Below are 25,425 nucleotides of genomic sequence, written 5' to 3'. Positions count from 1 at the left end.
GTAAAAGTTTTAAGCGTGTCTCCGCCTGCTTTTTGCAGTAGAGTCTTTGAAAATGATAAACAATATGACGAGTGGGATCAACGCGAAAACACCCCAGTAACTGTCTGTTTTCTCGCTTAGCATCTCCTTTAATGGTGCACCACGCATCGCATAGACATGTAGCATTGTAACCAGGAACGCATTGTAAAGGAAATGCGCGATAATAGACCACCAGATCGTTCCGGAATAATAATAGATCGCCCCCAATACAATGCCGAGTCCTACACGGGAGAAAAAGCCGTAAAAGGAAGAGTGCATCAGGCTGAAGATGATGCTGACGATAATGATAGAAGCCCATGGATTCCTGGTTCCCCTTGTCAGAAAGTTCTGCAACCCGCCGCGGAAAAGCACCTCTTCACCAAGTGCAGGGAACAGTGCCATTACCAATACCGCCACCAGATACTCCCCCACAGACTTCGCCGTTATGAGCGTAGCCACCTGACCGCTATACCTGTTTTCCAAGGCATCAAAATAGGCTTTTGTTGAAGGAGGAAGGGGGATCAGCTGTGTAAAATAAGATAGTGAATTGGAGAACAGAAGACCTGTTGCCATGATCAGGATCACAAGCCCAAACTGTTTTGCATCCATGCCACGATTCTCAAAACCGATCAGTTTCAACGGGCGGCGGTTCAGCATGTGAGCAGTAACTAGCGTTGGTAGCATAAACGCTCCCAAAGCATTGATCACCTGCATGATCTTCAACGCCGTTCCGTCTGCTGCGGTGAAATCCCCCTGGGCAAGCGCTTCGAGGCTTTTCCCGGTCATATTGGTCCAGATCGGCTGCGCGATCATAGCGGCAAAGATCGATCCGCCCAACACAAATGCGATCAGGATAAAAAAACCGGCGGTGTAAGAAATGCCCTTCGAATCGTTATCGTACATAATAGTCCGTTGATGATGAACGCTTTGGTAAAATTCCAGGATCCGGTAAGGCAGCTGCTTTGCCAGCAATGACCACCGGTATAATTTTGGCTTTTTACTTTTAATTTACCAGCAGATAAGCCGTAAATTTGCAGGCGCAAAAATAACTGAGAGTTCGCAGATATGCCTGTTTTTTTATGGACGACTCCGGTATCAACAGCAGCAGCCATGGTAAAAATAGACAACATATCACTTCCTGATTTTCCGCTTCTTCTGGCTCCAATGGAGGATGTAAGCGATCCGCCTTTCCGTGCCGTGTGCAAGGATAATGGCGCAGACCTCATGTATACAGAATTCATTTCCTCCGAAGGGCTGATCCGTGACGCCATCAAAAGCCGGAAAAAACTGGACATTTTCGAGTACGAAAGACCCGTTGGGATCCAGATCTTTGGTGGTGACGAAGAAAGCCTTTCCCTCGCCGCAAAGATCGTAGAGGTAACCAACCCTGATCTGCTCGACATCAACTTTGGCTGCCCCGTAAAAAAGGTGGCCCTCCGTGGTGCCGGCGCTGGCGTGTTGAAAGACATCGACCTGATGGTCCGTCTCACTTCTGCTGTTGTTAAATCTACTTCGTTGCCGGTAACAGTTAAGACCCGCCTCGGCTGGGATAGCAACTCGCTCAACATTGAAGAAGTGGCAGAGCGCCTGCAGGATGTTGGTATCAAAGCCCTTGCAATCCATGGCCGAACCCGCACCCAGATGTACAAAGGTGAGGCTGACTGGACACTGATCGGCAAGGTCAAAAATAACCCCAGGATTAAGATCCCCATTTTTGGCAACGGCGATATTGACAGTCCGGAGAAAGCCGTAGAATATAAGAACCGTTATGGCGTAGATGGTATCATGATCGGCCGCGCCGCCATTGGCTATCCCTGGATCTTTAACGAGATCAAGCATTTCGTAAAAACAGGCGAAACCCTTCCCTCTCCTACAGTTGAAGAAAGGGTGAATGTTGCCCGCAAACATCTTCATAAAAGCGTTGAATGGAAAGGACCTATCGTTGGCATCAACGAAATGCGCCGCCATTATGCTAATTATCTTAAAGGCCTTCCGAACATCAAAGAATTCCGCGGCCGCCTGGTTACCCTGCCTACCGTGGAGGAAATTGATGCAGTACTCGATGAGGTAGTAAAAGCTTATAGCGGATTCTCCATTGAGAAGACACCTATCGAGTTGGTGAATTACCACGAGAACTGCCCCGTAAACTAACGGCTAAGAGACAAGGAGTTTGAACGTTTATTTGTTTAACAGTTGGGCGCTTCCCCGATCAATGCTTACACATCTAAACTTTCAAACTATACCATGCATGAGAAATGTTCTATCAGCGTAAGCGAAAACCTGTTTGATCGTTTTCGTTTGAAAGTGTCCTTAAACCAACTTTCAAACCTTTAAACAATTGAACTTTTAAACTTATTAAACCATCTTCCGTGAGTGCAGTGAACATTTACAAAAGCTTCTTATCTACCTATACCACAAAAGCAGAAAAACTTAAGCAACAGCTGGGCTGGCTCAGTTTCTTCCGCTTGCTGCTCTTCTGCGGTTTCCTGTTTCTAGGGTATCAGTCGCTGGTTACCGGATCCGGAATGTTTATCATCGGCACCCTGTTATTGCTGGCGGTATTCCTGGTAATGATCCGCGTGTACGACCGCATGCAGCAGCAAACGGCTTTTTACAAGGCATTGGTAAAACTTAATGAAGATGAGATCAGTTTTTTGGATGGCAGGCCTTCTGTTTACAGCACGGGAAAAGAGTATACGGATCCACATCATCCCTATTCATATGATCTCGATATGTTTGGGGAAGGCGGGTTGTTTCCTTATCTGAACCGTTGCAGCACATCATTCGGAAAAGAGGCGCTGGCAAAGGATCTGCTTCATCCTGATACAACTGTTATTGAAGAACGGCAACAGGCAATTGCTGAGTTGAAAGATAAGATCGAATTCAGGCAACATCTTCAGGCCCATGGTTCATTGCTGGATACGAAAGAAAAAGAAATGCAGCAGTTGAAAGCATGGTTGCAATCGCCCGCTACATTTAAGAACAAAGCGCTCTACTACCTGCTGATGTTATTGCCGCTGACATCAACCGCATGCCTGGTTTATTATTTTATTTCAGAAGAAGAGCCGGTGCTGAATATGTTCTACAACCTTTTCGTGCTGAACCTCGTTGTAGCGGTGCTTTTCGCACGGAAGATCTCCAATCATCTCTCCGTATCAACATCAGTAACAAAGATCCTGCAGCAGTTTGCCGGTCAGTTGAAACAACTGGAAGAGCAATCGTTCCAATCACCTTTATTACAAAGATTGCAGCAAGGTCTGCGGGCGGGAAACGATACATCCTCGAAGTCGATTTATAAGCTTGCGTCGCTGTTCAACTATCTTGAAACCGTGGTCAACCTGATCGTAAGTATGTTGCTGAATGGGCTGTTCCTGTTTCATATCCATATCCTGTTCAGGTTGGAGAACTGGAAACAACATCATGGGCAAAAGATCCTTCCCTGGTTGAAGTTGCTGGGAGAAGCCGAATCATTGAATAGTTTCGCCAATCTCGCTTATAATAATCCTTCGTTCACTGTGCCGGCAGTGAGCAGAACGGAAACGATCGAAGCGGACAATATGGGGCATCCCCTGATCCGTGCAGCAAAGCGTATCAACAACAGCATTTCATTCCGTGAGCATCGTTTTGTGATCCTTACGGGTTCAAATATGTCTGGCAAAAGTACATTTCTGCGTACACTCGGGATCAACCTCGTGCTCGCAAGAACTGGTAGCGTTGTATGTGCGGACCGTTTTGCATTTTTCCCATATCCGGTACACGTGAGCATGCGCATCACTGATTCATTGCAGGACAGCGAATCGTTCTTCTATGCAGAGCTGAAACGCCTTCAATCGATCATACAGGAACTCGAAGAGGGCCAGAAGACATTTATCATACTTGATGAGATCCTTCGCGGCACCAACAGTAATGACAAACATAATGGCACAGTCGGCCTGATCCGCAAGCTTGTAGGTGCACACGCATGCGGCATCATCGCCACACACGATCTCACCGTGTCTGAGCTGGCAGATGTCTACCCCGGCTATATCAGCAACAAATGCTTTGAATCAGCCATTATAAATGATGAGTTGATCTTCGATTACAAATTGAAAGACGGCGTTTGCACACGGCTTAGTGCATCTTTCCTGATGACCAAAATGGGCATTATCAATAAAGATGTGTAGAATTAATGCGACGACACTACTTTTAGTCCAACAATAGAACCTACCAGCGTACAAAGGAAAAAGATCCTCCACAATGTTGCAGGTTCTTTAAACACGATGATGCCGACGATCGCAGTGCCTACGGCTCCGATCCCTGTCCACACTGCATACGATGTTCCCAGTGGGATCGTCTGTGATGCTTTGAAAAGCAGATACATACTGGCAGCCAGACAAACGCCAAATCCGGTGAGCCATGCTGCTGTGTTAGTATGTTCTTCACGTGCCTTACCCAAACAGGTTGCAAATCCTACCTCAAAAAGTCCTGCAATGATCAAGATTATCCAATTCATAGCTGCGTATTTTGCGTTAACAATAAATGCGTTGACCTCCTTAATACAGGAAGTGCCCGGGAAACCCGTGCGAGAATAAACAAAAAAGCTGCCAGCACTTCCGTAGAAGCGCAGCAGATATGCCTCAGAATTGATAAAAGATTATTCCTGTTCTACCGCCTGCTTAACATCAGGATTGGAAGGGGAGATACCCGGGTCGAAATACTTGATCAGTATTCCTTTTTCATCAACAAGATATTTTGAAAAATTCCAGGTTGGCTGTTGATCATTCCACCCATTCTTTGATGGATCACTTAACCAGCTGAATACCGGGTTCTGCTCTGCGCCTTTGATAACGGAGCTCTTCTGCGCAAGAGGAAACGTGACGCCAAAGTTGATCTTGCAAAACTCCGCGATCTGTTCGTCCGATCCCTTTTCCTGCTCTTTGAAATCATTGGCAGGAAAACCGATCACGACCAGTTTGTCCTGGTAGGTTGTATAGAGTTTTTGCAGGTCTTCGTATTGAGGAGTATAACCACAATCGCTGGCGGTATTCACAAAAAGGATCTTCTTTCCTTTGAAATCTCCAAGCGATTGTTGCTGACCATTATTCAATGTAACAGAAAGATCATAGATCGATGCTGGCGGAGTAAGTCCGTTGGTGTTGTCCATAGATTTTCCATTTTTTCCGGTGGTCTTGCTGAAAAACATCAGAACAGGGTAAAATGCTTTCAGCAGCTTCTGCCGGTAGGTCATGTTTTTATGATTAATGGTTACAATTTCAACATATCCCAATAATGTTACCAAAATTAGCACTATAACCAGCAGTATCCGTTTTAAACGGCCTCTTTTCTTTTTCTCTGTCATCATGATCAGTATTACCGGATGATTTTCTTAAACAGATTTAATTTCCCTTTAAATGGCGGATACTTGATGGAAGGATCAAGCCAGGTTGGCGTTTTTAATATTGACTTATGATGTGAAAAGGTATCGAAAGTGAACTTGCCGTGATAGTTTCCGATCCCGCTGTTTCCTCGTCCGCCAAATGGCAGACGGCTGTTGGTAAAATGCAATGCTGTATTGTTAACGCAACCTCCTCCGAAAGGAACATCATTCAGCCATTCTATCTCTTCATCCCGATCCTGTGTGAAGAGATAGAACGCAAGCGGGTCCGGATTTTCTGAAATGATCTGTTTGGCTTCTTCATTAGTGCTGAATGTAATCACGGGAAGCAGCGGACCGAAGATCTCCTCCTTCATGATCTTCGCATTGCTTTCAGGATTCACGATTATCGTTGGTGAGATGTATAGTTCGTCACGGATGTATTTCCCACCGGCGATCACCTCTCCTTCAGACAGATAAGCTATGAGCCGGTCAAACTGTTTTTCGTTAATGATCCTTCCGTACTCCTCACTTTGCAAAGGGTCATCACCAAAAAACCGGAGGATTGCTTTTATTAATGCGTCCTGTAAAGACTGTCGTTTTGATTCATGTACCAATACATAATCCGGTGCAATACACATCTGACCGACATTGGAGAACTTGCTGAGTGCTATTCTTCTTGCAGCCACATCAATGTTTGCGTTTTTGGTAACAACGCAGGGACTCTTGCCGCCAAGCTCCAACGTTACAGGGACGAGTTTATCAGCAGCCATTTTATAAACAGCGCGGCCGACACTCGTGCTTCCGGTATAGAATACATGATCGAACCGGAATGTGTTCATCAGCGCAGGTACGGTTTCGGCTCCATCTCCCTGAACAAAGAACACGTACTCCGCAGAAAATATGCTGTGTATGATCCTGCCCATTACGGCTTCCGTTGCAGAAGCATATTCACTCGGCTTCACTACCACACAATTGCCTGCGGCTATCGCACCGACCAATGGGTTCATAAGTAATTGAAAGGGATAATTCCATGGAGCAACTATCAATACAACACCAAGGGGTTCTTTCAGGATCCTGCTTGAAGAAGGGATATTCAACAGGTTGGTCATGACCCTTTCGGGCTTCATCCACTTTTTGAGTTTCGCGAGTGCTTCGTTGATCCCGGCGATAACGATCCCAAGTTCCGTTACCCAAACCTCCTCCCGGCTCTTATGAAGGTCTTTGTAAAGCGCCTGGTAGATCTCTTCTTCATGATCGAGTATCGACTGACGAAGAAGGAGCAGTTGCTTCCTCCGAAATTCATAGGAACGTGTATTCCCGGAGGAGAAATACTTTTTCAAAGAAGTTAATGTCTCAAGATAGTTGGCAGCCACTATTAATTGTGTTTGTGGGTTCAAGTTAATTAAAACGTTTCTAATGCCGGTTGATCATTCATTGTAGCATTTTTGTAGAAAATATGCCACATTTAACGGGTGCACATAAACAAAATAGCCGCATCGGGTGTACTTTTCAAAAGTGGACGAATTTTTGTAACTTACTTATTCATCAAACGACCAAAGGACAAATGAAAAACAAGATCAGCATCTTCCTCACTTGCATCCTGTTAACTGCAAGTATCGCGAACACCTATGCCTCTACCATCGAAGATAAGCGCCCGTTGAAAGAGCGGATCGCAGCGATGACAGAAGAAGAAAAGAAAGCACGTGCGGAAGAGATCCGAACGCGTGTTGAAGAGATTAAGTCAATGGACAAGTCAACCCTCACCCGTGCTGAAAAAAAGGCGTTGAAAAAAGAATTAAGGTCCATGAACAGAGAGGCGAAAGAGATCAGAGGGATCTATCTTTCTTTTGGTGCGATCATCATCATCATTCTCTTATTAATTCTCATTCTTTAAGATATTACATTGTGTTTTTTCGGTTTGAGTCGTTGCCCTGTAAGGTAACAAGCTTCTTGCCCGTGAGTCTTCACGGGCTTCCGCTTGCATATACCTTACCTGAATACGCGGCCGAAACTGATTATTCTCAAAATAGAAAAAGGGTAAATGATGATCATTTACCCTTTTTTGTTACGTTAAATGGCAGGGATCAACTTACTTCGTTCTGATATGCTTTCGCTTGTCTCACACCTTCATCAACCAGGTCTTCAGCATCTGCTTTCAGTGAGTCAAATTTATCTGTCATAGAATCGACGAGATCGTTGAATTTATCTTTCAGCTCGTTACCGCGGCGGGCGATCGTTTCACGGGTTTCAGATCCCTTTGCTGGAGCGAACAGGATTCCAACAAGTATTCCCGCAGTAAAGCCAACTAATACTTTGTTCATACTGGTGTTTTTTATGATGAATTAATGATGATACAGTCAAAATATCATGCCATACCTTCGGTATGCGGGCACACCATTTGACAGTGTAGAAGCAACGCAGAGGGCGAAATGCCGGTGCCCTTTGGTTAATCCCTGCGCCAGTAAGGCTTCATCACCTTTCTAAATTGTTTGTACTTTCACCGCCTATGACAGACGAGTATTACATGACGCTGGCATTAAAAGAAGCCAGGCGTGCATTTGATGAAGATGAAGTTCCCGTTGGCGCGCTGGTTGTTCTCAATGAAAAGATCATCTCAAGGGGCTATAATATGGTAGAGCGCCTGCAGGATCCCACTGCTCATGCAGAAATGATTGCCCTTACTTCGGCTTTTAATTCGCTGGGTAGTAAATATCTCCCGGAAGCCACGCTGTACGTTACGGTGGAACCCTGCTTTATGTGTGCAGGCGCACTGTACTGGAGTAAGGTTGGTAAAGTAGTATACGGCGCGGAGGACGAGAAAAACGGATACAGAAAAACAGCGGGAACGAACTGGGCATTTCACCCAAAGACTGAACTGGTGAGGGGGGTTATGAAAGAAGAGTGTGCCGCATTAATGAAGGAGTTTTTCAGAAGAAAGCGATAAGGCCGGAATGATAAAGGGCGCGTGCAGACAAACTCCCGAAAAGGTAACATCAATACAATTGACCGCACAATTCATCTGTTCAGCTTACTCAAACATTCTCCGTAACTTTGGCCTCGAATTCGCTGAGATACTTTATTCAGCATAACCAAACAAAAACATATATATGGCATTCACTTTACCTGCGCTCCCATACGCGACCGAGGCACTGGAGCCGCATATCGACAAACAGACAATGGAAATCCATCATGGTAAGCATCATCAGGCTTACGTGGATAATCTCAACAAAGCTATTGCTGGTACTGAGCATGAAAATAAATCTATCGAAGAACTGGTAGCAAATGCCGGTAAGATCTCTCCTGCTGTTAGAAACAATGGCGGTGGTCACTGGAATCACAGCTTCTTCTGGGAACTGCTTTCTGCAAATGGCGGTAAACCATCCGGCAAACTGGCTGAAGCTATCACTTCTACTTTTGGCTCACTTGAGGCTCTCCAGGAAAAGATCAGTGCGGCTGGCGCTACACGTTTCGGTTCAGGCTGGGCATGGCTGATCCTAAAAGATGGCAAACTCGAAGTAAGTTCTACTCCTAACCAGGACAACCCACTGATGGATGTTGCTGAAGTAAAAGGCACACCGATCCTTGGTATCGATGTGTGGGAACATGCATACTACCTGAAGTATCAGAACAAACGCCCTGATTATCTGAAAGCGATCTGGAGTGTGATCAACTGGGAGAAGGTTGGTGCAAACTATGATGCCGCTTCTAAATAAGTAAAAATTAAAAAGTCAAAATTAAAAAATGGTCTCCCGATACGAGGACGCTATTTTTTAATTTTGACTTTTTAATTTTTAATTGATCATGGCACCGGATCATATCCACTCCCGCCCCATGGATGGCATCTTCCGATCCGTTTGATTGACAGCCACAGTCCCTTGAACACACCATGTTTCTTCAGCGCCTCTGCGGCATAATGAGAACAGGTTGGGGTATATCTGCACTTTGGCCCAAGCCATGGAGAAATGACCACCTGGTAAAATTTGATCAGTAAGAGAAAAGGGATCGCCAGTATGCGCAATATCGTTTTCACTTGAGTTTTCCTCCGATTTTTTTTATTACTTCAGCTACCGAAGCATACATCTGCTGATAATCCGGCAGTTCTTTACCGGTATAAATAATAAAAACATCCAGCGCCTTATTCAGTTCTTCCAATTGCAAAAAGAATGGTTCCTTTTGCAAGCGCCAGGCTTCACGTCCCAGGCGTTTGATCCGGTTACGGTCAACCGCGCGCTTAAATGTCCGGCTGCTTGCTCCAACACCAAACTGTAGCCGTACAGATCTCTCACTAACCGAAAATGGCCTGACCACATAGAACGCCCTGAGCAGCGGTACATTCAACCGCAGCCCTTCCTTAAACAGCTTATCAATCTGCTTCCGGCTTTTTAAACGTTCCTTCTTGCTCAAACTCTTCTTCATCTGCATAAAATCTGTTCGGTGTTATCCGTAGTCTCTGACTACGGATCATAGTCTAACCACGGATCATCATTTTTTATTTGTAGCCAGACACTACAAATAACAACAAAAATAGCTCCCGCGATTAACGGGAGCTATCAATATTTGCTATTTGTGATCCGTAGTCCGGAGACTATGGATAGTGCTCTATTTTAATTTCCTTTCGTCAGAAACAGTCAGTTTCTTACGGCCTTTTGCACGACGGCTAGCCAATACCTTGCGGCCATTAGCGGTTTGCATACGTTTACGGAAACCGTGAACGGTTTTACGACGGCGACGATGAGGTTGAAATGTACGTTTCATAATCTTTTACTTTTCTATCCGCCGGAGCTTAAGCGGAGGCGAATTTTCGCTTTTAGCTAAGTCTGACGGGCATTTTTGAAATATGGTTCGGGAGAACGAACCTGGTTTCATTTTTCGTAACCTGCGAGTCACCACACCCGCTGGCCGTGAAAGGACGGCAAAGGTAGTGTAAGGAGGGGATATTTTGAGGAAAAAATGAGGAAAAGTGAAAGAAATCGATGGGCGATGATCCTTAGCCCACGGCCGACAGGGTCGCCTGTTCAGGTAAAAGTATATTTATTTGAGTGTCAGGCATAAAAGCGAATCGCTGACTCAAACGACCGTTTCGGCCATCGGCCATCGGTCACCGGCAATCGGTTTCCAGGTTCATATGCTGCGATCTCACCGCTTCCCCAAAGAAAACCGTCGCATGATTGTCAAAATCATCCGGGGAATCCGTTGTATAAAACGACCTTTCGCCATTTTTGCTGCAGAGTTTTTCGATTTCCGGATGTCTTTCCAGGTAATCGGCCAGGCTATTGGCCACAATTTCTCCCTGGCTTATGAGCTTAACGCCCGCCGGCAGGTATTCGGAGATCTTGTCTTTCAGCAAAGGATAATGGGTACAGGCCAGCAGGATCGTGTCGATATCCTTTCCCTTCTGAAAGATCTCCCGGAGATTCTTTTTGATAAAAAAATCAGCGCCGGGGCTTTGATGTTCATTATTCTCTATCAATGGCACCCACATCGGACAGGCTTCCTGGAATACATTCAGTTCAGGAAAGAACTTTGCTATCTCCACCGGGTAGGAGTTCGACGCCACTGTTCCGTTCGTTGCCAGCACACCAATGCTGTTAGTCTCAGAAAATGAGCCGATGACTTCGGTGGTGGGTCTGATCACACCGAGCACTCTTTTGTCCGGGGCGATCTCCGGCAGATCGTTTTGCTGGATCGTTCGGAGCGCCTTTGCCGACGCGGTATTGCAGGCAAGGATCACCAGCGAACACCCCTGTTCAAAAAACCATTCCACGCATTGAAGTGTGTACTGATATACGGTGTCAAATGAGCGGTTGCCATAAGGCGCACGTGCATTATCGCCCAGATAGAGATAATCATATTCCGGCAGTCGCTGAACGATCTCTTTTAAAACCGTCAGACCGCCATAACCTGAGTCAAAAACACCGATGGGGTTTGCTTTCTGCATATTGCAAAAATAAGCCCCGTCCTGCATGTAGCGGAACGGGGCGAATTATTTATGAGCGATCAGCTTAAATTAACGGATACCGCCACCAGCTGCCGGTTTGAAACCAGGCTGAAGTTGCGGAGGAACAGTCACTTTCAGTTTTGCAGCAACCGGCATCAGCAGGTTATCTGAATCCGGAGCAACAAGCAGGCTTTCGCGTGTCAATACATAAGTATACCCTTTCTCTTTCGCTACTGCGTTGATAGCGTCATTGATCTTTTTCATAACAGGAGCAAGCAATTGGTTTTGCTTGTTCTGGTAAGCCTGCTGAGCAATTTCCTGCCAGCTGGTCAATGTCTGAGTCAGTTGCTGAAGGTCTCTTTCATACTGAGCTCTTACTGCAGCCGCCATTTTCTTTGTACTGTCAGCACGCAGCAAGCTGTCTTTGTGCTGGTAGTTCTGCATCAGGTTGGTGTATTCTGCACCAATAGAATCGACCTGATACTGACGCATTTGCGTATCGATCTTAGCTACATCAGGCATCAGGTATAAAACCGTCTCAGCATCGATATAGCCGATTTTTGTTTGAGCCTGGGAAACGTTGGCTACTAACACCAAGCAAACCGCCGCTACTACTACTTTCAATTTTTTCATGGTTGTTTTTTTCTTTTTCCTCCTTTCAGAGGATTTGTCAATTTTTGTTCTAAACAGATAATATAGGTTGAAAAAAAGTTGCGTGTTCAAGATCATTTAACAAATTAAAAAGTCACCCCGCTTCCAACTTGTCAGTATCCCCAGCCATTAAGCAGGGTTGATTTTTATTTATTTCACCCCCAATTCTTTCAGCACATCCTCACTCTTGTCCAGTTTGGGGTCGGCAAATATAATGGTAATTCCTTCACTTTTGTCGAGGACGAAATCGTAGCCCCTGGCTGAAGAAATTTTCGCTACAGCGTTATAAACCCTGTCCTGGATAGGCTTGATGAGCTCCTGGCGTTTTTTGAACAGATCGCCTTCAAAACCAAAACGTTGGCGTTGAAGATCGCGGAGTTCTTTCTCGGTTATGAAGAGTTGGTCCTGTCTTTTTTTCTTCAGATCATCACTCAGCATCACTTGCTCCGCATCAAAATTCTTGTATAACTGGTCCAGTTTGGCCTGTCTTGAATCGATATCCTTCTGCCAGTCCTGCGCAATATTATCCAGTTGTGCCTGAGCGGCTTTGTAATCAGGCATTCTGTCCAGGATCATACGCGTATCGATGATCGCATATTTCTGACCGAACACGCCGAAGCTTCCCATCAGGGCAATAATGACGAATAAAGTGATCTTCTTCATGGTGAGTAAGGTTTTTAAATGCTGAATTATTCCGGTTCAAAGCCAAGCATGAAGGTGAACCTGGATGCGTTTTTAAAGCCCTGACCAGGCTGCATACGGTCGAGACCGATACCATAGTCAAATCCAAGTAAACCGAACATTGGCAGGAAGAACCTCATACCCACACCCACGCTACGACGCAGGCGGAACGGGTTATAATCTTTGTAACTATACCAACCGTTGGCCGCTTCAAAGAATGTAAGACCATAGATCGTACTTCCAGGATTCGTTACCAGTGGGTAACGCAGCTCCAGCTGGTATTTGTTGAAGATGGTAAAGAAGTTTGAGGCCGAATTACCATTATCAGGGTTCACCGTTGGATCAGATGTCTGATAGATCGGGTAACCGCGATGTGCGATGATATCATAGCCCAACAGACCGAAGTTGTTTGTCAGACCGGCATCACCCACCTGGAAACGCTCAAATGGTGAGTAGTCAAGTTTATTGTTGTAACGGCCCATGAAGCCATACTTCGCAGCCATTTTCAACACGAACTGACGGTTCTTGTCAGCCCCCATTGCTCTTCCGATCGGAACATACCATTCCGCATTGAAACGCCATTTATGGTATTCAGGGTTTTTATACGGATCGTCTGAATTGACCAGGTCCGGGTTAAACAATGAATAGGGAGGCGTGAACTGAACGCTCGCCATGATATTCGATCCACTTCTTGGGAAGATCGGGTCAAATACAGAGGAACGCTGCAATGCGATCTTCAGGCTAAGGTTATTTGAACGGCCTGTTGCACCCACACCCTGGAAGATGGCATAGTTACGGCGGATGTACTGTGTGAAGTTCACAGAGTATACAAGGCTGAAATAGTCATCAGGCCATTTCAATTGTTTACCCAAAGCCACGGAGAACCCGTTTACTTTCAGATAGTTTGTATCAGATCTTTTCTGATCGATACGACCCGTCAACGGATCGAATGCGTTGGAGTATTTACTGTTGTTATACGCCAGCGTCAAAGAGTTTCTTTTCTTACCACCCAGCCATGGCTCAGTGAAAGAGAAGTTATAAGAACGGAATGCACGTCCATTCGACTGCACACGCAAACTCAGCTTCTGGCCATCACCTGTTGGCAACGGATCCCATGCTGATTTTTTCCAGATATTCTTAATCGAGAAGTTGTTGAAGGTAACACCGAGTGTACCGGTCAGACCGATACCACCACCCCAACCGGCGGAAAGTTCGAGCTGGTCAGAAGATTTCTCTTCTACTTTCCAGTTGATGTCAACCGTACCATCCGATGCATCCGGAACAACACCGGGATTGATGGTTTCCTGGTTGAAGTAGTTCAGGTTGCCCAACTCACGTTGAGAACGGATCAGATCCGAACGGCTGAACAGTTCACCAGGCATGGTGCGGAGTTCACGGCGGATCACGTGATCTTTCGTGCGTTCGTTGCCCGCGATGGTCACATTCTTGATCCGCGCCTGCGGACCTTCGGTGATACGGATCTCGTGATCGATCGTATCATTATATACAGCGGTTTCCACCGGTTCAACACGGAAGAACAGGTATCCATCATCCTGGTAGTAGCCACTGATATCACCACCGTCCTGTGACATTTCTTTTCCAAGACGCTTATTCAGGATGTCTACATTATATATATCACCTTTATGAATACCCAGGATGGCGTTGAGCAGTGAATCCGGGTATTTCGCATTTCCTTTCCAGGAGACATTACCGAAATAGTATTTATGCCCTTCGCTCACTTTCACGTTCACATAAAGACGGGCGCTAGCTGTATCTGTTACCAGCGTATCATCTACGATCTGCGCGTCACGATAACCGAGCGAGTTATAATATTTCAGCAGCTTTTCTTTATCCTCTTCATACTTGGTCGGATTGAATTTAGCAGAGCTGAACAATTTGAAACGGAAGTAAGGATCAAGTACTCGTTTTGTTTTGCTTAGGGAAAGGAAGCCCCAATCTTTCGCATACTCTTTAAAACTCATGCGGTCTTTGGAAGCGCCGTAGGGGCCAACATATTCAGAGGGGTTAAGAGTGATCTTGGTCATCTCTTTTGTACCCTTCATTTGTTTTTTCAGTTTCTGACCATCCACCATTTCGTTACCATAGAAATAGACTCCATCGATACGGACTTTCTTGCCTTTGTCTACATAGATCATCAGGGAATTTGAGTTCACATAGGCAGCATCCGGTTTCTCTTCGATGCGGATCTTAATGTTCTGGAACCCTTTTTCCTGGTAGAATTTAGTGATGATCTCTCTGATATTACGACGGATATTCTCTGTAATGATCGTCTGTTTGGTGAGGCCTATCTTACCCTGGAGCTCTTCTGCATCAGCTTTTTTAATACCGATGAATTTAAAGTTCCCGAGTCGGGGCCGTTCCGTTACGGCGAGTTCTATACTTACATTATCTCCCTGGATGCCGGTCACATAGATCTGTACTGTGGAGAAGAATTTCTGGCGCCAAAGGTTTGCGATCGCTTTTGAAAAGATATCAGCCCCGGGGTGCATGAATTTATCGCCAACCTGAAGTCCGGCGATAGACAGAACAATTGAGGTATCCAGGTGTTTTATACCTGTGATCGCTACGCTGCCGATCTTATATTCTTTTGGGATGCGGGCATTTTCCCATTCAAGGATAGCCGGATCAACAGAAGTGATAGTCGTATCCTGGGCTTGTACAGAGAGCACAGCCGTAAGCGTCATTACCAGTAAAGCACAGATCCGGAGTGAAATTCGTCGCATGGTTGATTTTATCTAAAGAAGTAAAAATTAAAAAGTAAAAAGTAAAAAGATCTTCTTACTGGAATTGTATTGCTTTACTGTAGCAGTCAGCGCGTTAAGCATCTTGGTTTTATTTTGACTTTTTAATTTTGGCTTTTTAATTTCTTGCCGTGGTCGGCAAATTAACGGTAAAAATCGAAATCCTTTGTTAAAGAAAATGCCGGAAACCTCCTGTACGCGCAGGGTTCAGGAAAAATCTACCACTGCGCATTTGGAGCCGTCCATTAGCCATTTACTACCTGTGCACTTGTTTTGCCAAAACGTCTTTCCCTGTTCTGGTAGTCAAGAATGGCCTCATACAGATTTTCTTTGCGGAAATCCGGCCAGCGAACATGTGTAAAATACAGTTCGGCATAAGCCAGTTGGTATAGCAAAAAGTTACTGATCCGGAATTCCCCGCTGGTTCTGATCATTAGTTCAGGATCAGGGAATTCGCTGGTAGTCAGAAACTTTTGCAGTGTTTTTTCATTAATGGCCTCTACTTCCAGCTTGCCGGTCTTTACTTCAAACGCGATGTTTTTCACTGCGTTGAGCAATTCCCAGCGTCCGCTGTAGCTTAGGGCCATGATCAGGTTCAGCCCGGTATTATCTTTTGTAAAATCAAGCGATTGCTGCAATTCATTTCTCGCGTAGTCCGGCAGCATATTCATATCCCCGATCACGTGCAGCCGGATATTGTTCTTATGCAGGCTTTCCACCTCTTTACGGATGGTGGTCACGAGCAATTCCATCAAACCGATCACCTCATATTCGGGCCTGTCCCAGTTCTCTGTTGAAAATGCATAGAGGGTGAGATAGCCCACGCCCAGTTCGGCACAGCCTTCCACTATATTACGGACGCTTTCCACACCGTGGAAATGCCCGTAGAGCCTGTCCTGGCCCTGCTCCTGCGCCCATCTTCCATTGCCATCCATGATGATAGCTATGTGACGGGGAAGCCGTTGCTTGTCGATCTGTTGCAATAATGCTGACATAATATTTTAGATCAGGGCAGCAAAGGTATTGATTTGGACGGGAATTGGAGCGGGCATTTCCGTTGTTCGTTCACCCTTGTCCGATAACCGTTGTCCGCCTGATTAAAACCCTCAAAAAAACAGCCCTTCCGATGCGGAAGGGCTGCCCTTTGATATTTTATAGCAACAGACGACGGTCAATGCAGAACGAACAACGGATCAGTTCGCTGTCGGGCAGCGATAAGACTGCAAATTGAACGTCAGATGCACCATCGCGGTAACGAAATGATCCTTGGACGTGCTGGTACCTCTTTGCCGGCCTGGAAGACCGATGGGTGTGCCGCGTTCGAAAGAGCGGTCGCTGAGCAGAAGGGCAGCCGAAGGAGTGCCATCGGGGTTTGCCGGGAATGCTTCGGGACTAACATAAGTGGTGCTTACATCGTCCAGATAATCTGTATTGGTAAAACGGTAAAGAATTTCGAATCCGATGTTAAAGCGTTCATTCAGTGCATATTTGACACCAGCGCCAACAGGAATGCTCATGGCCATCGTGCTGTATTGCTTGCGGTCAGGATACAAAGCGCTGCCCTGGCCTTCTGTGCCTAAGGGGCGCAGATAATATTTTTCGCCACGCAGGTAGGCAAACGGATCATAACTGAAGATGCCGATCCCGAGCGTTACATATGGTGTGAAACTATAGTCGCGCTCACCGGGCAGGAAACGGAAAAAGTTGAAATCTCCCTGCAGCGACAGCTCCCATACATTTGTATTGAAGCTGAGGTTACGTCGATACATGTATTCGTTCTTCGAATTGTAGGCATCGGAATAACCCAGCCGGGCGAAAGACGCCCCGATCCTGCCGGAGATATAGTTATTGAAGTTTTTACGGAAGAACACAGTAGCCGCAGCTTTTGGCCTTCTTAAAGAGGCACGGGTGTTCAGATCGCCAAAGTAATGAGCAGCGCCAAGGCCAACCCCGAATTCACCTTCCTGAACGATTGCATCCTGTGCCAGGACGCGGTCTGGAAATGCGACAATTGCCAGAGCGAGACTTACTAATAATGAGAGCTTTTTCAACATGTCCGGATAAAATAATGTTCGGTAATTAGTTTACCGCAGTGGCGCAAGGGGTCACGGATAAATAAATTTATCATGAAAGCGGGTCCTGGCGTCTGTCTGGGGGTTTTCCTTAGAAATCGGGGCGTATAGAGAACGGAAAAATAGACATTTTCTTTTATCCCGCATAGCATTAATTTCTCTTATCAAGGCCCCAGGTGAGTTTATTTTGGAGGGTTTGGAGGAAGCTATTCTCGCCCAGTCGTAACAAGTTGATGGTGAAGCTCTCTTTACGAACGGCAAGAGAAACGTTCTTTCCAACGATCTCCCGGCGTGAGTCCAGCGAGCAGATTATATTTTCTGAGCGGCTTTCCACTTCGAAAGAGATCACGTTGTCGTCCGGAACGATCAGCGGGCGTACATTAAGATTGTGGGGAGCCACGGGAGTGATCACGAAGCTACCGGAGTCGGGGAAAACAACGGGGCCTCCGCAACTGAGTGAGTAACCCGTTGAGCCTGTCGGTGTGGCAACGATCAGGCCATCGGCCCAGTAGGTATTCAGAAATTCACCATTAAGGTAAGTGTGGATCTTGATCATTGCAGCGGTATCGCGTTTGTGTACAGCGAATTCGTTCAGGCCATACGGTACATTCCCGAAGAGCGGAAGATCTGCATCGAGGTGGATCATTGTCCGTTTGTCGATGATATAGCCCCGCCTGGCGATCGCCTGCACGGCCTCCGTGATCTCTTCCTTTCCAATGCCGGCAAGAAAACCGAGCCGTCCAAAGTTGATCCCCATGATAGAGATGTTCTTTTCACGTACCAGCGTTACGGTATCAAGCAAAGTACCATCACCTCCCAGGCTGATGATAAACTCGGTATCCCTTGTGAGATGTTCTGACAAGGAAAACGTAGCTGCGTTCTCCGGTAGCCGGATCACATCTCTGATCTGATCAAAAAAATGTTGAAAAATTACGGGTGTGATCTTCTGTTTCTCCAGCTCATCAAAAAAGATCTGGATATCATCTTTCTGAGCCTGTTCAAATACCCTGCTATAGATTGCTGCCTTCATACGCGAATAGTGCACGAATGGCCGCGAATAGACGCGAATACCCTCCGATAATACGAATTACGTTAATTATGCCGAATAATTGAATGATAATTTAGCCCAGCCATGTTAAATGATCGCACGATGGGAGGATAACAGCATTCGCGGCCACTAGTGTGCATTCGCGGCATTAGTGTGCATTCGCGTTTAGAAGATGGAGCGGCGGTGGAAAAAAAGTCCATTCTGGCCAAGCTGGTTAAATGACCAGTCGAGTTTGAAAACGAAATCATAGAAGGTAACGATGTCTATGCCGATACCCGATGAAAAGAGCATCCGGTTGGCCAGGAAGTTCTTGCCTGGCTGCGGATCATAGATATAGCCGGTATTACCATAGACACGCCCGTAGATATTGACAGGAATACGGAGCGGTGCGATTTTTTTCGTCCCCTTGAAATTAAGATTGAAGTTGAGCAGACGCGTTGTTGCTGAAGCTTTCAGGTAGCCTCCGGCAACGCCATCGACCACATAATACTCGTATCCCTGCATGAATGTGCTGGAATAACCAAGCAGGCGCCGGTTATAATAAGGTTGATCGAAGGGAAGTTTTACCGTCGCAAAACTATTTAAACTGACAAAAGTCTTTTTTCCCACCGGCCAGTTTCCCGAGCCTTTTATGCCCATTTCCCACGAATTAAGAGATTTGTCGATCCCTTTCTTGCTGAAATAAAGCTCAGCGGCATACCCTTTTGTTGGATATGGAATATAGTCGAGGAACGTATAATTAAAGAAATAATACAGTTCCGGGAATGCGATCTTTTTCCTGCCTCCGGGGAAGTAATCCGGATTGAGCTTGACGATCGTATCAGCAAGCTCTTCTGTCGCATATGCAATCCCGAGGCGGTGCCTTGTGCGGATCGCTTTCCGGTAGGATAACTCCATATAGCCACGCCAGAAATTACGGAGATAGCCCTTGTCCTTTATGAACACCTGCTTATCATCGACGGTGTTGTAATTCATCTCGCGGTTCTTCCCGAGAGACATACCAACGCTTAAGCCGATCCTCATTTTTTTATCGATATATGGCCTGTCATAGTTCAACAAGAGCTGGCGGGAATAACCACTGATAACAGTGGCGCGAAGTTTATCATTGCGCCCCGTTGCGTTATTGTACATGAGCTTCATGCCATAGTCCACGCGGTCAAGGCTGGCTTTTTGCTCAACGATCCATTGATTGAGGTTTCTGTCAACCGGTCTCAGATAAGGAATGGGAAACAGGTACCATCTTTCGCGGACAGTTACGGCGACATCTACCTTATAGCCGTCAAAACTTTTCAATGCAACGGTCACTTCATGGAACAGGGCCAGGTTCATGAGTTGCTGACGGGCGAGTTCAAATTTATTGACGAGATCCTGGAGAAGGTATGCATCTCCCGATTTGAAAGAGAGTTCGCGAAGAATGATATTATCGCGGGTTTTCCGGTTGCCGGAAATAACAATGTTGCGAACGATGAAAGGAGATTCTCCTGCGGGAACGACATAGGTGTCTTCCGATTTTTTTTCGTGTTTTTCTTTTTTAGGCTTTCCCTCTGTCCCACCAGATTCCTGTGCGAGCAGGGACTGGTGGCAGGCAAGCGCTAATAAAAGCCACAGGCAATATTTGGCAACACGATACATCAGGCCGGATGAGCTAAGGATATCTAAATTAACCGGATTTCACACAAGCGCCAAACACTGGGCTGTTTTAGTTTTAGGAGGTCAGGTGGCGGGTTCAGGTTCAGCCTTCGCCAAAGCGTCGGCTGAGGAAGAGTCGGCCATTGGGTCAGGAGCCATTAAATCTTCAGGTAGTTCATCAGATTATCATAATTATTCCGGAGTTCGTTCGCATAGAGTTCTTCTCCGAAGTAATATTTTACGTTGTATTCGTAGCGTTGGAAAGTGGCAACGATGTCTGAAACCTCCGGCTTATTGATACGGATGGTTACCTGCATCATCCCGGTTTCGCCATCATTGTGCGTATTCAGCTGCGTGATCTGCGCATCGTTGGTCTCAACCAGTTTGCTGATCTCGTTGAAGGAGTACTGGTTGCTCTCCATTTCCAGCACGATCAGCCCTCCTGGTTCATTGAGGCTCATGAATTCAGATGCATTTTTGAGCAGGTCGCTGTAGGCTACCGCGCCGGTCAGTTCATTTGCATCATTAACCACGGGTACAACGCTAAGGCCATTTTCAGCGGCCAGTTGAATGGCTTTCAGAAAATGTTCAGAGTTTTTAACCGAAGAGTTGCCAAATGATTGCTGTAGAGATGCAAGTGCGTCATGATCGTTGTCAACCTGAAGAAGATCATCTTCGCCGATGATACCGACATATTTTTCCCCGTCCACGATCGGAAGATGTGTTACCTGGTTGTCATTCATCAGCTGAAGCGCCTGGTACACTTTATCCTGCAGATGCAGATAGGGCAGATTTTGAGATCGTAATTCTCCTGTCAACATGGATAGCGGCTCCTTATTTTTTTACAAAGACCTCAATGATCAGCTTACTGTTGCAGGCTCATTGAGTTTTTTCAAAAATTTGTGAAGGATCACATTGAATTCGTCCGGCACCTCCATCATTGGTGCGTGGCCACATTTGTCTATAAAGTAAAGTTCGCTGTTGGGTATCAACTTATTAAACTCTCTTGCTACAAATGGAGGGGTGATGGTATCATTATTTCCCCATATAAGTAACGTAGGAAGTTTGATCTGATTGAGTTCTTCACCCAGATTATTCCGGATGGCACTTTTTGCCAGTGCGATGATCTTGATCACCTTCAGGCGATTGTTGGTGATGCCAAAGACCTCGTCAACCAACTCTTTCGTCGCCATTGCAGGGTCGTAAAAAGTCAATTCTGTTTTTTTCCTGATATATTCATAATCTCCGCGTTTGGGATAAGAATCTCCCATGCCGTTCTCAAACAGACCTGAACTACCGGTAAGAATGATCGACTTGATGCTGGTTGGTTCGTTCTTTAAAACATATACCAATCCCACATGTCCACCAAGGGAATTACCCAGGAGGTGTACATTTTTATAGCCTCGTGTTTCGATGAATTTGTGAACAAACTTCGCCAGTCCACCCACTGATGTGTGCAGAATATCCATATCCAGCAGAGGAAGGATGGGCACGACAACTTTGTTGTACTGTTTGAAGTAATCAATCAGTGGTCCAAAATTGCTCATCGCCCCAAACAGTCCATGCAGCAATACGAGCGGTTCGCCCTCGCCTTCTTCAATAAACCTGAACTTATCATCCTGTTTTATCTCGTAACTCATTCCGCAGTAACCGTTAATTTTTGCTAAAATAATCGTTTTGCAGCATATAACCAGCCCAGTGGCTGAACTCTTTACTTGTTGATGCAAAGATAACAGACTGAGTCACACCCCAAAACAATCAGATAAGGTAAACTGCGGGGCCTCGCTGGCTTATGTATATAAAATCCTGAAATAATAACGCCGTATAGCACGAAAGTACCAGGTCAGTAATGCTACCGCTGCGAAGATCCCTGTCAGCAGCCATCCGTTAGGATAATAGACGCCGACTGCGATCATAACCAGCACAGCCCGTGCATACTCCAGGTAAAAGATCCACTTTCGCTGATCAAGTACTGCGCCGCTATTGATCAGGCTTATAAATATAAACGCTGACGACAAAAATAGTTGTAATCCATTCAGATAATGTTCGAATAAAATAACGCCAAACAACAACACCATACAGAAAATCGTCTGTGCGGTCACATACTGCCTGATCGCCGGAGTGGCGGGTCGGTTGTGTAACCGGACATTCAACAACTTTCTTTCCAGTATCGAACGGTATCTTGGATCCAGGTCGTCCGGCTTTCCAAACAACACTTTCCATTTCGCTTTAATGCCTTTGGCATACCGGAAGTTCATATAGATCTCCAGGGGGAAATGAAAATGCTGCCATAAAAAGCTATGACTGTTCAGTGGTTTCGTTAACCCATAAACAATCTCCACTTCTTTCTTTTCTTCAACAAAAGTGCCGAATAACTTGTCCCAGATGATCAACACATCTCCATAGTTCTTATCCAGGTATTCCGGGTTCGATGCATGGTGAATTCCATGATGGCTGGGCGTTACCAGGATTTTCTCAAACCAACCCCATTTTCCCAGCGCGCGGGTATGTATGAAGAAGGGATAAATCCCATGTATCAGTAAAAAGATCGAGATCATTACCGGAGGAAAACCGAGCAGAGGCAGTACAGCCCAGAACATACAGCGAACGACAGCCTGAAACACGGTAATGCGGGCAGAAACGGTGTAATTGAAGTCCTCACTCTGATGATGCACCACATGGACCGCCCAGAACGCATTGATCTCATGTGCCAGCCGGTGATACCAGTACCATACAAGATCGGTAGCGAGGAAAAGTAAAACCCAGGTGAACCATCCGGCTTTGATATCAAAAATGGCAAAGTGCTCATGAATGTACACGAACACACCAAAGAACAAAGTAGTGGTGAAAATATCCAGCAAACGCTCGGCTATACCGACGTTCAGATTTGCGACGGATTCAGCATACTGAAAGAAATTCTTTCCCTTTCGCTTTGAATAGAGGTATTCAAGACCAATGAAAAACAGGAATAATGGAACGGCAAAACCAAGATAGTTCAATTTCATCTGGATGGATTTGTAGTCTACTAACCTAATGGACTAATCAAAGATATAGGAAACTGTGTGTACAGGCAAGTTAAAAGTGCGGGGTTAGTGCTGTCTTTTTTCTGAATGATCCTGCCTGGAATTTTACCGTTCCTGCCTTTTAAGGTTTCTTTTTATCCGTGGCAGTAAGGAGGTACTAAAATCCCCGTTCAGCGACCTTTTTCCAGCCGGGATGCAGGAAATGACGGAAAATGTCTTAAGGTGTGACGAACCCGCAGGTGAGTATGACGAGTTCTGATTTCTTCTCTTTGCCTTCTCGGATCTACCCCGGTTCTCCTATGGTTGGTTCCCGATTCCGAGGACCCAAAGAGGAGGAATAGAGGAGGAAAAGAGGAGGCATCCCGAACGAACCCTGCTCAGAGCAGCCGCCCTGACTGAAATTCAGCCGTGGCCCGGTCATCTTGTACTCAGACGGGAAGACCGGCACTTTTCGAAGCTTCGGGTGAGGGATCAGGCACTGTGCTGCTGAAGCTGGTTTGCACCGGATTCAAAAAAATCTTCCAGTTCTTTGAACATGTCTTTAAAGAAAGGTAATACGGCGCCGATGGCATCGATCAGGGCAGGCCCCCAGGGCGCTATGATCCCGTATACGACAGATTTTTCCGCTGTTTCCGGGGAAAGCAGCTTTAGCTGTGTGGCATAAAAGAGAAGAATACTGTAAACGATCGTATAAATAGCAATGTAGAAAATAATACCGCCCAGCCTGTTTGCCCATCCCATCATAACGGCTTCAACAGACTTTTGCAGCAGGTTTGCGCCAAGCCTGATCAGCAATACAACGCCGATGAATACGATGAGAAAAGAAAGCACCGGCAGCCATTGTTTTGACACGTTGGTGTTTTCGCCAAGATAATCAGCCGCTACCGCAGAAAGTTTGATCGCCGCGGCAAGACCGACGATAATTGCAACGAAAGAAAAGATCCCCACGATCAATCCTCGCTGGAACCCGCGGATCACAGCAAAAACAAGAAGTATTATGAATAAGATGTCGAGAATCATAAGGAGAAATCTCTGACGGATGACCAATGGCTGTTGGCCGAACCAGTGAAAAACATCTTCCTGATTACGCCACCGGCCATTGTCATCCGTCAGAGAGCTTCTAACGGCTTTGCAGCCAGATTTATTTCGCCAGCAGTTCTTTCACCAGTGCGGAGATGGCTTTGCCATCTGCTTTACCTGCGAGTTGCTTTGTCGCAACCCCCATCACTTTACCCATATCAGCAGGAGAACTGGCTCCTGTTGAGGCAATGATCGCCGCAACTTCTGCTTTCAGTTCTTCGGGAGATAATTGTTTTGGCAGAAATTTTTCAATCACTTCCAGCTCTTCTTTTTCTTTTTCAGCGAGGTCCGGACGGTTTTGCTGCAGGAAGATATCCAGCGAATCTCTACGCTGCTTTACCAGTTTCTGCAACAGTTTTGTTTCGTCGTCTTCAGTAAGATCGCCTTTGGAGCCTTCAGAAGTTTTTGCAAGCAGGATCGCAGCTTTTATTGCACGGAGGCTACGGAGAGCGCCTTCATTTTTAGCGATCATCGCAGCTTTGAGTTCTGTCATTATTTTTTGCTCTAAGCTCATATTTCCAGAAATTTTGAGAGATTATAGAAGTCTGATTACTGTTCCTGATCAGGACGCTTTATTTTCCTTCAATTGCTTTTCGCGGAATTTTTCATAAAATTCCTTTGCGAAGTTTTTCATATCCACTACGAGTTCCTGGTGTTGTGTTGCGCGGCCATAGGTGTCCGCCATTGTCATCAGGGTCTGGTAAAAGAAGTCGGCCATTTCATCTACCATCATTTCTTTTGTCCACAGGTCGATCCTCAGCGCGGTTTTTTCCGCACCATCCCAGAAGGCGAGCATCATGGCTTTTGCTTTCTGTGCGTTCTCCATGGTAGAGTCGGTTGCTTTCCAGCTAATGGCGTCGGGAACTCGTTTGTCGTCGGTATTTACGTCGATAATAATACTTGATGAAGCCATAGTGTTTTTTAGTTGAAGGGGCAAAGGTAATGATTTCGGGGAAGGTGGTTTTATTCGACGGGAGGTCGAAAGACTCTTTTTTGCCGGGCGGGCAAGGCGCTTTTTTTCGACGGGAGGTCGAAAGACTCCGTTTACTTTTTTTGCCTTGATGCAAAAAAAGTAACAAAAAAAAATCAAGGCTGGGAAAAAATGGCTAAAAATGGGAGGATGTCACCTGCACCAAAAAAACTCGCCGGAGGAGTGTTTCAGTTCGT

At 45.9% G+C, this 25,425-nt stretch carries 27 protein-coding genes; 5 read left to right on the top strand and 22 right to left on the bottom strand.

Annotation, left to right across the window (positions count from 1 at the left end):
* Nucleotides 1–9: 9 nt before the first annotated feature.
* Nucleotides 10–921 (bottom strand): CPBP family intramembrane glutamic endopeptidase, encoded by a 912-nt coding sequence (locus tag LZZ85_RS25115; RefSeq protein ID WP_237876395.1) that lies wholly within the window; start codon nt 919–921, stop codon nt 10–12.
* Nucleotides 922–1,128: 207 nt separating this feature from the next.
* On the opposite strand from LZZ85_RS25115, the gene dusB reads away from it, so the two are divergent.
* Complete coding sequence (dusB, locus tag LZZ85_RS25110; protein ID WP_237876457.1) at nt 1,129–2,169, top strand: tRNA dihydrouridine synthase DusB; 1,041 nt, start codon at nt 1,129–1,131, stop codon at nt 2,167–2,169.
* Between the two features lie 218 nt (nt 2,170–2,387).
* Complete coding sequence (locus LZZ85_RS25105) at nt 2,388–4,181, top strand: MutS-related protein (RefSeq protein ID WP_237876394.1); 1,794 nt, start codon at nt 2,388–2,390, stop codon at nt 4,179–4,181.
* Between the two features lie 2 nt (nt 4,182–4,183).
* On the opposite strand, the gene LZZ85_RS25100 is transcribed toward LZZ85_RS25105, so the two are convergent.
* The 3 genes from LZZ85_RS25100 to LZZ85_RS25090 all read right to left on the bottom strand — a co-directional run bounded on the left by LZZ85_RS25100 (nt 4,184) and on the right by LZZ85_RS25090 (nt 6,771).
* Nucleotides 4,184–4,510 carry a DMT family transporter gene (locus LZZ85_RS25100; RefSeq protein ID WP_237876393.1) on the bottom strand — a complete coding sequence of 109 codons (327 nt, stop codon included), beginning with the start codon at nt 4,508–4,510 and terminating at the stop codon, nt 4,184–4,186.
* A 141-nt stretch (nt 4,511–4,651) separates the two neighbouring features.
* On the bottom strand, nt 4,652–5,245 hold the full coding sequence (locus LZZ85_RS25095; RefSeq protein ID WP_237876391.1) for a glutathione peroxidase: 594 nt from the start codon (nt 5,243–5,245) through the stop codon (nt 4,652–4,654).
* Between the two features lie 122 nt (nt 5,246–5,367).
* On the bottom strand, nt 5,368–6,771 hold the full coding sequence (locus LZZ85_RS25090) for an aldehyde dehydrogenase (RefSeq protein ID WP_237876390.1): 1,404 nt from the start codon (nt 6,769–6,771) through the stop codon (nt 5,368–5,370).
* 167 nt (nt 6,772–6,938) lie between these two features.
* On the opposite strand from LZZ85_RS25090, the gene LZZ85_RS25085 reads away from it, so the two are divergent.
* Nucleotides 6,939–7,268 carry a hypothetical protein gene (locus LZZ85_RS25085; RefSeq protein ID WP_237876389.1) on the top strand — a complete coding sequence of 110 codons (330 nt, stop codon included), beginning with the start codon at nt 6,939–6,941 and terminating at the stop codon, nt 7,266–7,268.
* 190 nt (nt 7,269–7,458) lie between these two features.
* Here LZZ85_RS25085 and LZZ85_RS25080 read toward each other — a convergent pair whose 3' ends face one another.
* Nucleotides 7,459–7,695 carry a YtxH domain-containing protein gene (locus LZZ85_RS25080; protein WP_237876388.1) on the bottom strand — a complete coding sequence of 79 codons (237 nt, stop codon included), beginning with the start codon at nt 7,693–7,695 and terminating at the stop codon, nt 7,459–7,461.
* 185 nt (nt 7,696–7,880) lie between these two features.
* Between LZZ85_RS25080 and LZZ85_RS25075 the strand changes: the two genes are divergently transcribed.
* Nucleotides 7,881–8,318, top strand: coding sequence for a nucleoside deaminase (locus LZZ85_RS25075; RefSeq protein ID WP_237876386.1), 438 nt, complete (start codon nt 7,881–7,883; stop codon nt 8,316–8,318).
* Nucleotides 8,319–8,481: 163 nt separating this feature from the next.
* A complete protein-coding gene (locus LZZ85_RS25070; protein WP_237876385.1) occupies nt 8,482–9,087 on the top strand; it encodes a superoxide dismutase in 606 nt (201 codons plus the stop codon).
* Between the two features lie 86 nt (nt 9,088–9,173).
* Here LZZ85_RS25070 and yidD read toward each other — a convergent pair whose 3' ends face one another.
* From yidD to gldC, 17 genes are all read right to left on the bottom strand, one after another.
* A complete protein-coding gene (gene yidD, locus LZZ85_RS25065) occupies nt 9,174–9,404 on the bottom strand; it encodes a membrane protein insertion efficiency factor YidD (protein ID WP_237876384.1) in 231 nt (76 codons plus the stop codon).
* The gene (gene rnpA / locus LZZ85_RS25060) at nt 9,401–9,790 is read right to left on the bottom strand and encodes a ribonuclease P protein component (protein WP_237876383.1); all 390 of its coding nucleotides are present in this window, start codon (nt 9,788–9,790) and stop codon (nt 9,401–9,403) included. The genes yidD and rnpA overlap by 4 nt, the downstream gene beginning before the upstream one ends.
* Nucleotides 9,791–9,973: 183 nt before the next feature.
* Nucleotides 9,974–10,129 carry a 50S ribosomal protein L34 gene (gene rpmH, locus LZZ85_RS25055; protein ID WP_026309617.1) on the bottom strand — a complete coding sequence of 52 codons (156 nt, stop codon included), beginning with the start codon at nt 10,127–10,129 and terminating at the stop codon, nt 9,974–9,976.
* A gap of 343 nt (nt 10,130–10,472) precedes the next feature.
* Entirely contained in the window at nt 10,473–11,312 is an 840-nt protein-coding gene (gene murI / locus LZZ85_RS25050) for a glutamate racemase (RefSeq protein ID WP_237876381.1), read from the bottom strand.
* Between the two features lie 69 nt (nt 11,313–11,381).
* Nucleotides 11,382–11,945 carry an OmpH/Skp family outer membrane protein gene (locus tag LZZ85_RS25045; RefSeq protein ID WP_237876380.1) on the bottom strand — a complete coding sequence of 188 codons (564 nt, stop codon included), beginning with the start codon at nt 11,943–11,945 and terminating at the stop codon, nt 11,382–11,384.
* A gap of 168 nt (nt 11,946–12,113) precedes the next feature.
* Nucleotides 12,114–12,626 carry an OmpH/Skp family outer membrane protein gene (locus LZZ85_RS25040; RefSeq protein ID WP_237876379.1) on the bottom strand — a complete coding sequence of 171 codons (513 nt, stop codon included), beginning with the start codon at nt 12,624–12,626 and terminating at the stop codon, nt 12,114–12,116.
* 26 nt (nt 12,627–12,652) lie between these two features.
* Nucleotides 12,653–15,388: a BamA/OMP85 family outer membrane protein gene (locus LZZ85_RS25035; protein ID WP_237876378.1), complete on the bottom strand. Its 2,736-nt coding sequence runs from the start codon at nt 15,386–15,388 to the stop codon at nt 12,653–12,655.
* 263 nt (nt 15,389–15,651) lie between these two features.
* Nucleotides 15,652–16,401 (bottom strand): undecaprenyl pyrophosphate synthase, encoded by a 750-nt coding sequence (uppS, locus tag LZZ85_RS25030; RefSeq protein WP_237876377.1) that lies wholly within the window; start codon nt 16,399–16,401, stop codon nt 15,652–15,654.
* 198 nt (nt 16,402–16,599) lie between these two features.
* Nucleotides 16,600–17,460 carry a type IX secretion system protein PorG gene (porG, locus tag LZZ85_RS25025; RefSeq protein WP_237876375.1) on the bottom strand — a complete coding sequence of 287 codons (861 nt, stop codon included), beginning with the start codon at nt 17,458–17,460 and terminating at the stop codon, nt 16,600–16,602.
* 169 nt (nt 17,461–17,629) lie between these two features.
* Nucleotides 17,630–18,508 carry an NAD kinase gene (locus LZZ85_RS25020; RefSeq protein WP_237876374.1) on the bottom strand — a complete coding sequence of 293 codons (879 nt, stop codon included), beginning with the start codon at nt 18,506–18,508 and terminating at the stop codon, nt 17,630–17,632.
* Between the two features lie 183 nt (nt 18,509–18,691).
* Nucleotides 18,692–20,158 (bottom strand): POTRA domain-containing protein, encoded by a 1,467-nt coding sequence (locus LZZ85_RS25015; RefSeq protein ID WP_237876373.1) that lies wholly within the window; start codon nt 20,156–20,158, stop codon nt 18,692–18,694.
* 155 nt (nt 20,159–20,313) lie between these two features.
* Complete coding sequence (locus tag LZZ85_RS25010; RefSeq protein ID WP_237876372.1) at nt 20,314–20,976, bottom strand: CBS domain-containing protein; 663 nt, start codon at nt 20,974–20,976, stop codon at nt 20,314–20,316.
* A gap of 39 nt (nt 20,977–21,015) precedes the next feature.
* A complete protein-coding gene (locus tag LZZ85_RS25005; RefSeq protein ID WP_237876371.1) occupies nt 21,016–21,795 on the bottom strand; it encodes an alpha/beta fold hydrolase in 780 nt (259 codons plus the stop codon).
* Between the two features lie 150 nt (nt 21,796–21,945).
* On the bottom strand, nt 21,946–23,160 hold the full coding sequence (locus LZZ85_RS25000; RefSeq protein ID WP_237876369.1) for a sterol desaturase family protein: 1,215 nt from the start codon (nt 23,158–23,160) through the stop codon (nt 21,946–21,948).
* Nucleotides 23,161–23,649: 489 nt separating this feature from the next.
* Nucleotides 23,650–24,198, bottom strand: a complete 549-nt coding sequence (locus LZZ85_RS24995) for a CvpA family protein (RefSeq protein WP_237876368.1) — start codon at nt 24,196–24,198, stop codon at nt 23,650–23,652.
* Between the two features lie 121 nt (nt 24,199–24,319).
* The gene (locus LZZ85_RS24990) at nt 24,320–24,772 is read right to left on the bottom strand and encodes a GatB/YqeY domain-containing protein (RefSeq protein ID WP_237876367.1); all 453 of its coding nucleotides are present in this window, start codon (nt 24,770–24,772) and stop codon (nt 24,320–24,322) included.
* A 48-nt stretch (nt 24,773–24,820) separates the two neighbouring features.
* The gene (gldC, locus tag LZZ85_RS24985) at nt 24,821–25,171 is read right to left on the bottom strand and encodes a gliding motility protein GldC (RefSeq protein ID WP_237876366.1); all 351 of its coding nucleotides are present in this window, start codon (nt 25,169–25,171) and stop codon (nt 24,821–24,823) included.
* Nucleotides 25,172–25,425 lie beyond the last annotated feature (254 nt).

The sequence above is a fragment of the Terrimonas ginsenosidimutans genome, from assembly GCF_022012415.1.
Classification (GTDB): Bacteria; Bacteroidota; Bacteroidia; order Chitinophagales; family Chitinophagaceae; genus Terrimonas_A; species Terrimonas_A ginsenosidimutans.
This window is presented reverse-complemented; position numbering and strand designations above follow the sequence as displayed.

Bases quoted from the DNA above. Each gene is read 5' to 3' on its own strand.
- LZZ85_RS25115 (WP_237876395.1), bottom strand. From the start codon at position 921: ATGTACGATAACGATTCGAAGGGCATTTCTTACACCGCCGGTTTTTTT.
- dusB (WP_237876457.1), top strand. From the start codon at position 1,129: ATGGTAAAAATAGACAACATATCACTTCCTGATTTTCCGCTTCTTCTG.
- LZZ85_RS25100 (WP_237876393.1), bottom strand. From the start codon at position 4,510: ATGAATTGGATAATCTTGATCATTGCAGGACTTTTTGAGGTAGGATTT.
- LZZ85_RS25095 (WP_237876391.1), bottom strand. From the start codon at position 5,245: ATGACCTACCGGCAGAAGCTGCTGAAAGCATTTTACCCTGTTCTGATG.
- LZZ85_RS25085 (WP_237876389.1), top strand. From the start codon at position 6,939: ATGAAAAACAAGATCAGCATCTTCCTCACTTGCATCCTGTTAACTGCA.
- LZZ85_RS25080 (WP_237876388.1), bottom strand. From the start codon at position 7,695: ATGAACAAAGTATTAGTTGGCTTTACTGCGGGAATACTTGTTGGAATC.
- LZZ85_RS25075 (WP_237876386.1), top strand. From the start codon at position 7,881: ATGACAGACGAGTATTACATGACGCTGGCATTAAAAGAAGCCAGGCGT.
- LZZ85_RS25070 (WP_237876385.1), top strand. From the start codon at position 8,482: ATGGCATTCACTTTACCTGCGCTCCCATACGCGACCGAGGCACTGGAG.
- rnpA (WP_237876383.1), bottom strand. From the start codon at position 9,790: ATGAAGAAGAGTTTGAGCAAGAAGGAACGTTTAAAAAGCCGGAAGCAG.
- rpmH (WP_026309617.1), bottom strand. From the start codon at position 10,129: ATGAAACGTACATTTCAACCTCATCGTCGCCGTCGTAAAACCGTTCAC.
- murI (WP_237876381.1), bottom strand. From the start codon at position 11,312: ATGCAGAAAGCAAACCCCATCGGTGTTTTTGACTCAGGTTATGGCGGT.
- LZZ85_RS25045 (WP_237876380.1), bottom strand. From the start codon at position 11,945: ATGAAAAAATTGAAAGTAGTAGTAGCGGCGGTTTGCTTGGTGTTAGTA.
- LZZ85_RS25040 (WP_237876379.1), bottom strand. From the start codon at position 12,626: ATGAAGAAGATCACTTTATTCGTCATTATTGCCCTGATGGGAAGCTTC.
- LZZ85_RS25035 (WP_237876378.1), bottom strand. From the start codon at position 15,388: ATGCGACGAATTTCACTCCGGATCTGTGCTTTACTGGTAATGACGCTT.
- uppS (WP_237876377.1), bottom strand. From the start codon at position 16,401: ATGTCAGCATTATTGCAACAGATCGACAAGCAACGGCTTCCCCGTCAC.
- porG (WP_237876375.1), bottom strand. From the start codon at position 17,460: ATGTTGAAAAAGCTCTCATTATTAGTAAGTCTCGCTCTGGCAATTGTC.
- LZZ85_RS25020 (WP_237876374.1), bottom strand. From the start codon at position 18,508: ATGAAGGCAGCAATCTATAGCAGGGTATTTGAACAGGCTCAGAAAGAT.
- LZZ85_RS25015 (WP_237876373.1), bottom strand. From the start codon at position 20,158: ATGTATCGTGTTGCCAAATATTGCCTGTGGCTTTTATTAGCGCTTGCC.
- LZZ85_RS25010 (WP_237876372.1), bottom strand. From the start codon at position 20,976: ATGTTGACAGGAGAATTACGATCTCAAAATCTGCCCTATCTGCATCTG.
- LZZ85_RS25005 (WP_237876371.1), bottom strand. From the start codon at position 21,795: ATGAGTTACGAGATAAAACAGGATGATAAGTTCAGGTTTATTGAAGAA.
- LZZ85_RS25000 (WP_237876369.1), bottom strand. From the start codon at position 23,160: ATGAAATTGAACTATCTTGGTTTTGCCGTTCCATTATTCCTGTTTTTC.
- LZZ85_RS24995 (WP_237876368.1), bottom strand. From the start codon at position 24,198: ATGATTCTCGACATCTTATTCATAATACTTCTTGTTTTTGCTGTGATC.
- LZZ85_RS24990 (WP_237876367.1), bottom strand. From the start codon at position 24,772: ATGAGCTTAGAGCAAAAAATAATGACAGAACTCAAAGCTGCGATGATC.
- gldC (WP_237876366.1), bottom strand. From the start codon at position 25,171: ATGGCTTCATCAAGTATTATTATCGACGTAAATACCGACGACAAACGA.